Genomic DNA, 11,526 nt, shown 5'->3' on the forward strand with positions numbered 1-11,526 from the left:
GGATGACGGCGGTGCTGCCCAACATCACGTCGGTGGCCGCGGTGGCGATCATCTTCGGGCAGATCTTCGGCAAGGACTACGGCCTGGTCAACTGGATCCTGGAGACCCTGGGCCTGGGCCGCATCGACTGGCAGGCCGGCACCGCGTCGTCGCAGATCGCGATCTCGGTGATGATCCTCTGGCGGTGGACGGGCTACAACGCCCTGATCTACCTGGCCGCGATGCAGGCGGTCAACAAGGACCTCTACGACGCCGCGTCCCTCGACGGAGCCAGCAGCTTCCAGCAGCTCACGAGGATCACGGTTCCGGCGATCCGCCCGACGATCATCTTCACGGTCATCATCTCGACGATCGGCGGCATGCAGGTCCTGGCCGAGCCGCTGCTGTTCGGCGGCGGTTCGATGACCGGCGGCTCGGACCGGCAGTTCCAGACGCTGTCGCTGTACCTGTATGAGGTCGCTTTCAGCAGGTTCGACTTCGGTTACGCCTCGACCGCGGCGTGGGCGATGTTCGGCATCATCGTGATCGTCGCGGCGATCAACTACTTCCTGACCAGCCGCCTGCGGAGGTCCTGATGACTACCACGTTGACCCGTCCGGACCGCGCCGCCGAGGCCGCCGCGCCCGCGCCGTCGCGACGCTACAAGGGCTTCGTGGAGCGCCGTCCCGGCAAGCTCACCTACCTCGCCCTCACCGGTCTGGCGCTGTTCTCGGCGTTTCCGCTGTACTGGTCGTTCGTCGTCGGCTCGCACGACAACGGCATCCTGGGCCAGGTCCCGCCGCCGCTCGGCCTGGGCCCGAACCTGTTCGAGAACATCGAGCGGGCCTTCGGCACGATCGACTTCGCCAAGGCGCTGGCCAACTCGTTCATGGTGTCGGGCGCGATCACGCTCAGCGTGGTGCTGTTCTCCACGCTGGCCGGGTTCGCGTTCGCGAAGCTGAACTTCAAGGGCCGCAACGCGCTGCTGGTCATGGTCGTCGCGACGATGATGGTCCCGACGCAGCTCGGCATCATCCCGCTGTACATGCTCATGGCCAAGATCGAGTGGACCGGCACCATGTACGCGGTCATCGCGCCGGGCCTGGTCAGCGCGTTCGGCGTGTTCTTCATGACGCAGTACCTCGGGGAGGCGGTGCCGACCGAGCTGATCGAGGCGGCCCGTGCCGACGGCTGCACCACGCTGCGCATCTTCTGGCACGTGGTCCTGCCGGTGTCCAAGCCCGCGGCGGCGGTGCTGGGCATGCTGACGTTCATGACGGCCTGGAACGACTTCTTCTGGCCGCTGGTGGTGCTCACCCCGGAGGACCCGACGGTGCAGGTCGCGCTGTCCGCGCTGGCCAGCGGTTACATCACGGACTTCTCGTTGTCGCTCACCGGAACGATCATCGCGACGGTCCCGTTGCTCATCGTCTTCGTGGCGCTGGGCAAGCACATCATCGGAGGCATCATGCAAGGGGCGATCAAGGGATGACCAGCGTTCTGCCACAGGAGATCGCCGCGCCCGCGCGGCTGTCCTTCCCCCAGGGATTCCGCTGGGGTGCGGCGACCGCGTCGTACCAGATCGAGGGGGCGGCGACCGAGGACGGGCGCATGCCGTCGATCTGGGACACCATGTCCCGCGAGCCGGGGCGGGTGTATCGCAACCACAGCGGCGACGTGGCCTGCGACCACTACCACCGCTACCGCGACGACGTCCGCCTCATGTCGGAGCTGGGCCTGGGCACCTACCGGTTCTCGGTGGCGTGGCCGCGCATCAAGCCCGACGGCTCCGGCCCGGTCAACCCGCGCGGCCTCGACTTCTACGACCGCCTCGTGGACGAGCTGCTGGCCAACGGCATCGCGCCGATGGTGACCCTGTACCACTGGGACCTGCCGCAGGTGCTCGAAGACCACGGCGGCTGGACCAACCGGGACACGGCGTACTACCTGGCCGACCTGGCCGCGGCGACCATCGCGCGGCTCGGCGACCGGGTGGCGACGTGGACGACGCTGAACGAGCCGTGGTGCTCGGCCTTCCTCGGGTACGCCAGCGGCGACCATGCCCCCGGGCGGCGCGAGCCGAAGGCCGCCTACCTGGCCGCGCACCACCTGCTGCTGGGCCACGGCCTGGCCGCGCAGGCGCTGCGGGCGGGCGGCGCGCGCGAGCTGTCCATCACGCACGTGCTGACCCGGGTCGATCCGCAGAACCCGCACGACGCGCACGACCGCGACGCGGCCCGGCTCGTCGACGGCCTGCAGAACCGGATCTGGCTGGACCCGGTGCTGCGTGGGCACTACCCGGCCGACATCCTGCCGCTGTTCGAGCGGTTCGGGGCCGCGGACGCGATCCGCGACGGCGACCTGGAGATCATCTCGACGCCGATCGACCTGCTGGGCGTGAACTACTACCAGCCGGCGCTGGTGCGGGCCAAGGTCGGCGCGGTCGGCCAGGCGAACTACCCGGGCAGCGAGGGTGTCGACTTCCCGCCGCAGGGCCTGCCGGTCACCGGCATGGACTGGCCGATCGACGCGACCGGCCTGTCGGACACGCTGGTCCGGCTGTCCCGGGACTACCCGGGCACCCCGTTGATGATCACGGAGAACGGTTCGGCTTACCACGACATCCTGGAGGGCGACCGGGTCGCCGACCCGGACCGGATCGCGTACTTCGACGGCCACCTGCGGGCGGTGCACAAGGCGATCGAGCGGGGTGCCGACGTGCGCGGTTACCTGGCGTGGTCGCTGATGGACAACTTCGAGTGGGCGTACGGCTACGACAAGCGCTTCGGCCTGGTCTACGTCGACTACGACACCCAGCGCCGGGTGCCCAAGGACAGCGCCCGCTGGTACACCCAGGTCATCCGCGACAACGGCCTGTGACGGGCCTGGTCTGAGCACTGCCGTCCGTCGCGCTCAGCCCGGGTTTCAGTGGGGGGCGACCGTCACACGTGAACGCCCCGGCCCGCGAACCAGCGGGCCGGGGCGCCGTGCGTGCGGGTCAGTGCTGCGGGACGTTCCACATCGCGGCGAAGCCCGCCGCCTCCCCGGTCAGCCAGCGGTCCACGTCGGCGTCCTTGCCGGGCTCGCTGCGGTAGGCGATGCCCCGCCGCACGTCGACCAGCACCGGCTCGGCGTGCGGCAGGATCTGGTCCATGTTCGACCGCAGCAGGTGCAGCGTTGCCATGATCAGGTCGGCGGTCGGCGGCTCCTCGTCGAAGTGCAGCCGGACCGCTTCGCTGCGGCCGTCCTCATAACGAAGCCCGAAGTGGGCGCTGATGCGCACCGGCAGGTCGCCGATCATGGCGAGGGCGTCGTTGGTCTGCGTCAGCCGGCAGCCCTGCCCCTCGATGGACGTCAGGTAGCTGGCCGCCCCGGCCGTCAGCGACGCGTAGAGCCGCTGCCAGCGCGGATCGACCACGTCGTTGACCTCGACCAGGTGGGTGCCGGGCGTGTGCTGGTCGATGTCGGTCTTGAGCGCCTTGATGAGCCGGCTGTGCGGGTTGAACCCGCGCCCGGTCTCGCGCTGCTTGCGCAGCTTGCCGACGAACGCCGCCTTGGCGGGGCCGGACCGGTCCACGTAGCGGGTGAACGCCAGCAGCGTGGCGTAGGGCAGCAGGGGCTTGGCGGGGGTGTCGGCGACGGTCGCTTGAGGGGTGGGCATGTCGGCTCCGTTCGCAGCTCAGCGATTATTTTTCGTACACACATTCTAATCGACGGAGGCGACATTTCCGCGCCCTCGCGCCCGTCCGATCGGATGCCGTGCGTGCCCTCCGGTCGGCCACTGACGCGCGGTTGCGCGCGGCTGCACAATGTGTGCCGTGAGCCTGCTCAAACGCTTCACCAACTCGCCGAAGGCGCTGGTCGTCAGCTACCTGCTGCTGATCGTGGCGTCCAGCTGCATCTACTGGCTGGTCGAGGAGCACAAGACGCTGGGCGACGCGCTCTGGTGGTCGGTGGTGACCGCTTCGACCGTGGGTTACGGCGACACCTACCCGGAGACCTGGCAGGGCCGGGTGATGGCCGGAATCCTGATCTCGGTAATGATCCTCTTCGTGATCCCGCTGATCACTGCGCATTTCGCGAGCAAACTCATCGTCGACAACGACGCGTTCCAGCACGAGGAGCAGGAAGAGATCAAGAACCAGCTCCGCGAGATCCGCCGGATCGTGGAACGGCTGGCCTCGGCCGACGCCGAACGCGCCGGCGCCGCGCTGGACGCGGTCGAGGCGCGCACCGAAGGCAACGGCCACCGATAGCCGCGCCCCGGATGGGGCCGGCTGGCGACGGTCGGCTGCCGGCGGTCGCCTGCTGGCGTTCGCCTGGCGGTGGTCAGCTGGCGGCGGTCGCCTGTCGGCAGGCCTCGGCCCTGCGGCCCGGGTGCCGGAGCCGCGTCGGCGTCAGCGTCGCTGATGGTCGCGGTCGAGCGGGACGCCGCAGGTAGCATCACGCCGGTGTGGGGGATGGTGGGCTATCGGCCGGTGCCGGTGACCACGGTCGCGGGCCTGCTCGACGCGCACGGCGACCTGTTGCGTTCGCTGGTCGGGCGCAGGCTCACCGGGATGCGCGGCCTCTGTCACCTCGGCGACGGTGAGCGGTGCACGACGCTGCCCGTCGTGCTGGAGTTCGCGGGCGAGCGACTGGAGCTGGCCGCCGAGGATTTCGACCGGTTCTATGTGAGCCGCGACGAGCTGGCCGCGGACCCGCTGCCGGACACCGACGAGCAGGACGACCCCGACCGGGAGGTCGGCTGGGCCGACCTCGGGCGTCCCGAGCTGGCGGTGCTGCTCGGCGCGACGGTGACCGCGGTGCGGGTGCTGGAGCACGACTTCCGCTTCGACGCCCACGATGGCGGCCTGATCGAGGCGTGGCTGCTGGGCGGGCTGGAGCTGGTCCTCGACGACGGCAGGGCGCTGGTCGCCGTGAACACCGTCGACGCGCTGGAGGTCACCGCCGGGGTGCCCGGCTCGGGGCCGTGGCGGCGGACGGAGCTCGCGCTGCCCGGTCAGGACCGGCGGGCGCCCGACAGGTCCTGACCGGAAGCGGCGATCTCCGCGACGCGAGGGGTCCGCGTCGGGTGGCGTGCGCTCTCTGGGCACCGGCGCCGGTCTGCGAGGGCCGCCGTCGGTGCGTGACGCCGGTGCCGCCGCCTCGGATCCAGGGGCGGCACCGGCGATGGAGAGCGCTCTCCACAGCGGAGATGTTACGCGGATGTTGCCGCTCGTCAATACCCTCGCAGAATCGGTCTGAATTGCACGGTTATCAGGCATTTTCTGGCGCGCATCGTTGGCGTACACCTTGGTCTGGTGGGTGTTCGGGCTGTCGTGGCGAGTGACGCCAACGGGGCAAAGTGGACGACGCATTGACGGATGTGCGGTGCGGCGTAACACTATTGGAGAGCGCTCTCCATCGTACTGCGGTGTCGAGACGCCATGCCCGTCGTCGGCCCCGTGGTTCGGACCGTCCGTCCCGGCTCGCCGCACCGTCCCGGTGTGACGAGCCCCCACCCTCCGGGAGATTCGATGACATCCATCGGCCAGAGCCGGCCGAGGCGCTCCAGGTTCGCGGGGCTAGCCGCCGCGGCCCTGCTGGCGTCACTGGTCACCGTGGTGCCCACGCAATCCGCCCAGGCGGCCGTCACCCTGCTCTCGCAAGGCAGGCCGGCCACCGCGTCCTCGACCGAGAACGGCGGCACCCCCGCCACCGCGGCCGTCGACGGCAACCCCGCCACCCGCTGGTCCAGCCAATTCAGCGACCCGCAGTGGCTGCGCGTCGACCTCGGTTCCACCGCCGCGATCACCCAGGTGGTGCTGCAGTGGGAGGGCGCGTACGCGACCGCGTACCAGATCCAGGTCTCCGCCGACGGCGGCAACTGGACCACGATCTACAGCACCACCAGCAGCACCGGCGGCACCCAGACGCTCAACGTCACGGGCAACGGCCGCTACGTGCGGATGTACGGCACCGCCCGCAACGGCGGCTACGGCTACTCGCTGTGGGAGTTCCAGGTGTACGGCGACAACGGCACCACGCCGCCCGCCACCGGGTACGTGCTCGCGAACCCTCAGGTCACCGGCGTCACGCCGTCGACCTACAACCCGCCGCACGCCTACTTCCACGAGTTCCAGGCCAACTGCGCGTTCAGCCACGACCGGCCCGACGACCCGATCGTCTACCCCGGCCTGCCCGGCGCGTCGCACATGCACACGTTCATGGGCAACCGCACCACCAACGCGGCCAGCACGCTGTCCACGCTGCAGGCCGGCGGCACCACCTGTGTGGCCCCGGGCGACAAGTCCGGGTACTGGATGCCGACGATGTACAACGGCAACCAGGTCGTCACGCCGGTCGGGCCGCAGGTCATCTACTACAAGACGGGTGTCAACGACTACACCAGCGTCCGGCCGTTCCCGCCGGGCCTGCGCTTCGTCGTCGGCAGCCCGAACGCCACGGCCGACCAGTTCATGTTCGGTTCGGTCGAGGGCTGGGAGTGCGGCGAGAGCTACCACAACGCCGACTTCCCGGCGTACTGCCCGGTCGGCACCCAGGTGAACGTCCGCTACCAGGCCCCCAGCTGCTGGAACGGCCTCTACCTGGACACCCCCGACCACAAGAGCCACATGGCGTACCCGGTGAACCTGGTCTGCCCGGCCAGCCACCCGGTGGCGCTGCCGATGATCGAGTTCAAGATGGCGTTCCCGGTCAGCGGGGACATGTCCCAGGTGCGGCTGTCGAGCGGGCGGGGCTACTCGTTCCACTACGACTTCTTCAACGCCTGGGACCCGGCCACGCAGGCCGCCCTGGTCAACCACTGCATCCGTGGTGGCCTGCAGTGCAACGCCCGTGGCTACGACGAGACCCAGCCGGGTCGCGGCGCGGCGCTGAACGCGAACTACCAGCTCCCGTAACCCCACCACGGCCGGCCCCGACATGGCGGGGCCGGCCTCCTGGCGTGGCCCGCCATTACCGGCAGGCACCGGTGCAGCTCACCGACACGGTGACTCCTTCACCGCAGTTCCGTGCGGGCGCTCGGCGCGGTGCGCTTAGATCTAGACGATCTGTTGTCGCTCGAACGACAACAGATCGTCTAGATCCGGGACGTGGGACTCAGTCGAGTGCCGGGTCGGTCGTGCCGTGGACGGTCAGCGTGGAGCCGAAGGTGAGCGTCCCGTGGTCGCGGCGCAGTTCGGCGACCTCGTCGTCGTTCAGGTCCAGCTGGAAGCCTTCGGGTTCCTTGAGCTGCTCACCGGCCAGCCGCCACGGTTCGGTGTCCCGCCGGCCGGGCACGGCCAGGTGAACGGACGCGGAGGCCGGGCGGGTGGTGCCCCACTGGAGGTGCTCGGCGGTGAACACGGCTCGGCGCAGGCGGGCCGGTCCCTCGGCGAGCGGTGCTGCGGGCCGGGTGTCGAGCGGGCGGAGTTGCTCCTGCCATCGCCGCGTGAGCCGCCGGAACGCGTCGTCGGCTGCGCGGCTCCGGCTGCGGCCCGCGGCGATGATGGAACTGCCGGCTCCGGCGAGGACTTCGGCGATCTCGGCGACGGGGGTCCGGTAGGCCAGGTGGCCGTACCGCACTCGGCGGACGTGGAGCATCGCTTCGTGAAGCACCCGGGCGGCCTCGGTGGGTGCGTTGCGCAACCAGCGGACGGTGACACCTCGGTCGCGCTCGGGCCGCTCGCGGGGGACGACCTTGTCGGCTGCCTGGCCGGCCTGGGACAGGTGCCAGTACGCGTCGTCCGGCCGTATTTCGCCGCCGGCACCGCGCACCTCGCCGTGCGTGCCGAGGCTGACGGTGACACCTTCCGCTGTCACCGTGACGGACGATCCGGTGCGGTCGGCGGCGTCGAAGCAGGCCCGGTCGACGCCGGAGAGGAAGAAGTGCAGGACCGCCGGTTCGGGGTCGGCGACGTCGGTGGCGTACCAGCGCCTCGCCTCGACCGAACACCGTGCGGTGAGCACGGCGCCCTCGCGTTCCACGTCGATCGATCGCACCGTCGACCCGGCCAGGTCGTAGTCGGCGTCGATGCTCGCGGCCCCGGCGCTGGTCAGCGGCACGGACCAGCAGCACACGCGGTCCATGTGGTCACGGGAGAACCGGAGTTCCTCGGGCCGGGAGAGCATGTCCGTCAGCGACGGCGCGGCTCCGACCACCCAGTCGTAGCGGGTCGTGCCGAATTCGCCCATCCAGCGCAGCCCCCTGCGGGCCAGCAGGGAACGTCCCCAGGCGGTGGGAGTCGTCGCGGCGTACATCAGCGGGAAAGTGTTGTTGTCCCAGATGTCGGCGAGCCGGTATATCGCGTGACGGTCGAAGGTCCGCGCGTCGGCGGAGCAGCGGGCGATGTCGTCGAGCGAGCGGTCCAGCAGGCTGCCGAAGATCTCGATGGCCGGGGGCATGGGCCCGATTCTCCGCCGGAATCCTGGTGGAGTGGTGCCCGTCCGGTGAAGAGATGGGAAGGGCACCTTCTACACGGACGTGCGTTATGAAGGTGCCCTTCCTTTGCCTGAGTGCGGCGGTAGTTGCGGACGGCGAGCAGGGTCGCCGACCACAGCAGCCCGCGCACACCTTGGGGGTACGCCGCCGTGGTGCTACCGTCGACAGCCCCCGAATCACGAGGTCAGCCCATGTCTCACCGTTGCGGCAAGCACGTCCTCCTGTCCGCCCCCGCCTCACCGCGCTCCGGCTGGATCGCCTGCGCGGTGCACCGCATGGGCGACACCCAGCTCGACCACCTCTTCGGCCGCATCGTCGGCCTGGAGTTCCACGGCGAGGAGGTCCTGGCCTTCGGCTGGATCATCCACCACGCCATGCTCGACGGCCCCCGCGACGCCTGACCCGTCCCCACCTCGCGCCGCCACCGACATCGGCCTGCAGTTTCGGGGAAAGTGCAGGAATGAGCGCGAGGATTCGTGCACTTTCCCCGAAACTGCAGCAGCCCGCGCGGCGGAGTGCGGCCCGAGCGGCTTCAGGGCCCTGCCCAGGGCCGCCGCACGTGGGAGCGGCGGCCCGGGGCAGGGCGGTTCGGTCAGGAGGCGTACGCCTCCAGCTCGGAGAGCTGGCCCGCGGGCCAGCCGGTGTTGCCGGTGAAGACCACGCGCACGTAGCGGGTGGGCGTCGCCGTGAAGGTGATGGTGACCGTGTTGCCCGTGCTCGGGTTGAAGGTGTACGTCGCCGACGGCGCCAGGGTCCGCCAGGTGATCCCGTCGTCGCTGCCCAGCACGGACAGGGTCTGGCTACGGGTCGCCCACGCCGCCGGGGCGGGCAGCTTCAGGACCAGCCGGGACAGCGCGAGACTCGACCCGAGGTCGACCTGGGCCCACTGCGGCCAGGCGTTGTTCGGGCTCTCCCAGTAGCTGTCCCGGTTGCCGTCGGTGATGTTGCCCGAGCCGTACGACTGCACGTGCCCGCTCTCCGCGGTCGGCCGCCCGGCGGCCAGGTTCACGTTGCCCGCCGGGTCGGTGGTGGCGGTGACCGCGTTCGACGGCCCCGACACCAGGCCCGCCCCGTCCTGCGCCGCGACGGTGAAGGTGTGCGTCGAGCCCGGGGCCAGCCCCGATGCGGTGAACGCGGTCCCGCTCGCGGTGCCGAACAGGGTGCCGTTGCGCAGCACCCGGTATCCCGTGACGGCGACGTTGTCGGTGGACGCGGTCCAGGACAGCGACACCGTCGTCTGCGTCTTGCCGGTGACGGTCAGGTTGCCCGGCACACTGGGCGGGAGCGTGTCGACGGGGGCGGTGCCGCCGTACACCTCGAACTCGGCGATCTGGCCAGCGGGCCAGCCGGTGTTGGCGGTGATGGTCAGCCGCACGTGGCGCACCGTGGCCGAGGTCAGGGCCACGTCGACGGTGTTGGCGGCGGCCGGGTCGAACAGGCGGCCGGCGGCGGCCGACAGCGGTTGCCAGGTCACGCCGTCGGTGGAGCCGTGCACGGCGATCTGCTGCGTGCGCGCGCCCCAGCCCGGGGGCAGTTTCAGCACGGTCCGGGTGACCGGCACGGCGCTGCCCAGGTCGGCGGTGAGCGTCTGCGGGAACGTGTTGTTGACGCTCTCCCAGTAGCTGCTGGCGTTGCCGTCGACGGCGCTGCCCGCGGGGAAGCCGCCGTTGGTGCTGGACGCGGTGACCGGGCGGTTCAGGGCCAGGTTGACGGTCGGTGATTGCGGGTCGGTGGTGGCGGTGACGGTGCTGCTCAGGCCGGAGATCGCTCCGGCGGCGTCGCGGGCGCGTACGTAGTAGGAGTAGGCGGTGGCCGGGGTGAGGCCGTTGAGGGTGACCGACGTGCCGGCGGGGGCGGCGACGACGTTGTCGGTCGCGCCCAGCTCCTGGTAGACGGTGTATCCGACGACCCCGACGTTGTCGGTCGACGGCGACCAGGACAGCGAGACGCTGGTCGCGGTCTTGCCGGTGACGGTGAGGTTGGCGGGCGGGGTCGGCGGCACGGTGTCGCCGGGGCCGGAGCGGTTGGCGAACTCGGTGGCCCAGTGGCGGGTCCGCGTCAGGTACGCGGTCTCGGCAGCGGCGCCGGACAGGCCGTACGCGCCGTCGAAGGTCTGGTAGCCGAAGCCCGCGGGCGGGGTGGCGTGCGCGGGTTCGATGGAGGAGCCCTCGTGCCACTCGTTGAACGACGTGATCGACACCCAGTCCGGCAGGCCGCCGGTCGCCGGGTTCAGCGCGTTGTTCCACTGCAGGTCGTAGGTCGCCCCGTCGGCGCGGCCCACGGTGGGGGTGGTGTTGCCGGGCACGGCGCGGTCGTCGAGGTAACCCGGTGCGACCGACGGGGCCCAGATCAGGCCGTTGGCCTTGCAGAACGCGCTCGCGTTGGCCCAGCCGGGGGCGGTGGAGCCGGCGATGCCGTCGTAGGTGTACATGCCGCCGAAGTGGGCGACCTTCGACGTGTCCGTGGTCTGCGCCAGGATGATGTTGGTGCTCTTGAGCGGCGCGATCGGCGACCAGTCGGCGATGAGCAGGCTCTCGAAGACGTAGAACGCGGGGCGGTTGCCGTGTGCGGCGTCGCGGTAGTAGGCGGGGCTGGAGCCGTACCGGCTGTTGAGGTAGTTGATGTCGGCGACGGTGGAGGCGGCGGTGCGGCCCGCGTAGGGCTCCAGGTGCCAGGCGACCTTCAGGCCCTGCGCCGCCGCGGCGGCGAGCACGCCCGAGGCCAGGTTGTCCTCGTAGGAGCCCTGACCCCACCAGCTGTAGACGAGCACGCCCGCGCCGGACTGGCGGATCCACTGCATGTGCTGGGCGACCGCGCCCGCGTAGTCGCCGGAGTCGTACGCGCCGAGCTTCGGGTACAGGTTCGCGCCGACGTCGGCGGGCGGGGTGTGGCCGCCCTGCTGCCAGTGCCGGTACTGGCCGTACACCGCGGGGTTGCCGTACCAGGAGTAGTAGAAGACGTGCACGTTCGGCGACGGCGGCGGGTCGGCGGCCGACGCGCCCTGCGGCGCCGCGGTGAGCGCGGCGGCCACCGTCAGCGCGGCGAGCAGCACGCGTAGGGGCCGTGTCCAGACGGACATGACGGTCCTCTCCGTTACGGGGTCGGGACGGTTCGGCTGCCCC

General features: G+C 70.6%; 10 protein-coding genes. 7 read left to right on the forward strand and 3 right to left on the reverse strand.

Translation table 11 applies throughout. The annotated features are described in order from the left end of the window. The 3 genes from AB0B66_RS40875 to AB0B66_RS40885 form a co-directional block, all read left to right on the forward strand. On the forward strand, nucleotides 1–575 hold a 575-nt coding region (locus AB0B66_RS40875; RefSeq protein WP_360540520.1), incomplete at its 5' end, for a sugar ABC transporter permease. After that, nucleotides 575–1,471, forward strand: a complete 897-nt coding sequence (locus tag AB0B66_RS40880; RefSeq protein WP_360540522.1) for a carbohydrate ABC transporter permease — start codon at nucleotides 575–577, stop codon at nucleotides 1,469–1,471. The genes AB0B66_RS40875 and AB0B66_RS40880, both read left to right, overlap by 1 nt. Next, on the forward strand, nucleotides 1,468–2,859 hold the full coding sequence (locus AB0B66_RS40885; RefSeq protein WP_360540524.1) for a GH1 family beta-glucosidase: 1,392 nt from the start codon (nucleotides 1,468–1,470) through the stop codon (nucleotides 2,857–2,859). The genes AB0B66_RS40880 and AB0B66_RS40885 overlap by 4 nt, the downstream gene beginning before the upstream one ends. A 118-nt stretch (nucleotides 2,860–2,977) precedes the next feature. Here AB0B66_RS40885 and AB0B66_RS40890 read toward each other — a convergent pair whose 3' ends face one another. After that, nucleotides 2,978–3,640 (reverse strand): hypothetical protein, encoded by a 663-nt coding sequence (locus AB0B66_RS40890; protein WP_360540526.1) that lies wholly within the window; start codon nucleotides 3,638–3,640, stop codon nucleotides 2,978–2,980. A gap of 157 nt (nucleotides 3,641–3,797) precedes the next feature. Here AB0B66_RS40890 and AB0B66_RS40895 point away from each other — a divergent pair, with 157 nt between their 5' ends. The 3 genes from AB0B66_RS40895 to AB0B66_RS40905 all read left to right on the forward strand — a co-directional run bounded on the left by AB0B66_RS40895 (nucleotide 3,798) and on the right by AB0B66_RS40905 (nucleotide 6,884). After that, a complete protein-coding gene (locus AB0B66_RS40895) occupies nucleotides 3,798–4,235 on the forward strand; it encodes a potassium channel family protein (protein WP_360540528.1) in 438 nt (145 codons plus the stop codon). Nucleotides 4,236–4,430: 195 nt separating this feature from the next. Continuing rightward, on the forward strand, nucleotides 4,431–5,012 hold the full coding sequence (locus AB0B66_RS40900; RefSeq protein WP_360540529.1) for a hypothetical protein: 582 nt from the start codon (nucleotides 4,431–4,433) through the stop codon (nucleotides 5,010–5,012). A 486-nt stretch (nucleotides 5,013–5,498) separates the two neighbouring features. Then, nucleotides 5,499–6,884, forward strand: a complete 1,386-nt coding sequence (locus AB0B66_RS40905; RefSeq protein ID WP_360540531.1) for a DUF1996 domain-containing protein — start codon at nucleotides 5,499–5,501, stop codon at nucleotides 6,882–6,884. Nucleotides 6,885–7,083: 199 nt separating this feature from the next. Here the strand turns inward: AB0B66_RS40905 and AB0B66_RS40910 are convergent, their stop codons facing one another. After that, a complete protein-coding gene (locus AB0B66_RS40910; protein ID WP_360540532.1) occupies nucleotides 7,084–8,367 on the reverse strand; it encodes a hypothetical protein in 1,284 nt (427 codons plus the stop codon). Nucleotides 8,368–8,595: 228 nt separating this feature from the next. Here AB0B66_RS40910 and AB0B66_RS40915 point away from each other — a divergent pair, with 228 nt between their 5' ends. Further along, the gene (locus tag AB0B66_RS40915) at nucleotides 8,596–8,805 is read left to right on the forward strand and encodes a hypothetical protein (protein WP_360540534.1); all 210 of its coding nucleotides are present in this window, start codon (nucleotides 8,596–8,598) and stop codon (nucleotides 8,803–8,805) included. A 191-nt stretch (nucleotides 8,806–8,996) separates the two neighbouring features. Here the strand turns inward: AB0B66_RS40915 and AB0B66_RS40920 are convergent, their stop codons facing one another. Further along, nucleotides 8,997–11,483 (reverse strand): discoidin domain-containing protein, encoded by a 2,487-nt coding sequence (locus AB0B66_RS40920; protein WP_360540536.1) that lies wholly within the window; start codon nucleotides 11,481–11,483, stop codon nucleotides 8,997–8,999. Nucleotides 11,484–11,526 lie beyond the last annotated feature (43 nt).

This window comes from Catellatospora sp. NPDC049111 (assembly GCF_040648615.1).
GTDB classification, from domain to species: Bacteria; Actinomycetota; Actinomycetes; order Mycobacteriales; family Micromonosporaceae; genus Catellatospora; species Catellatospora aurea.

Coding starts and splice junctions, on each gene's coding strand:
- AB0B66_RS40880 (WP_360540522.1), top strand. CDS start 575: ATGACTACCACGTTGACCCGTCCGGACCGCGCCGCCGAGGCCGCCGCG.
- AB0B66_RS40885 (WP_360540524.1), top strand. CDS start 1,468: ATGACCAGCGTTCTGCCACAGGAGATCGCCGCGCCCGCGCGGCTGTCC.
- AB0B66_RS40890 (WP_360540526.1), bottom strand. CDS start 3,640: ATGCCCACCCCTCAAGCGACCGTCGCCGACACCCCCGCCAAGCCCCTG.
- AB0B66_RS40905 (WP_360540531.1), top strand. CDS start 5,499: ATGACATCCATCGGCCAGAGCCGGCCGAGGCGCTCCAGGTTCGCGGGG.
- AB0B66_RS40910 (WP_360540532.1), bottom strand. CDS start 8,367: ATGCCCCCGGCCATCGAGATCTTCGGCAGCCTGCTGGACCGCTCGCTC.
- AB0B66_RS40915 (WP_360540534.1), top strand. CDS start 8,596: ATGTCTCACCGTTGCGGCAAGCACGTCCTCCTGTCCGCCCCCGCCTCA.
- AB0B66_RS40920 (WP_360540536.1), bottom strand. CDS start 11,483: ATGTCCGTCTGGACACGGCCCCTACGCGTGCTGCTCGCCGCGCTGACG.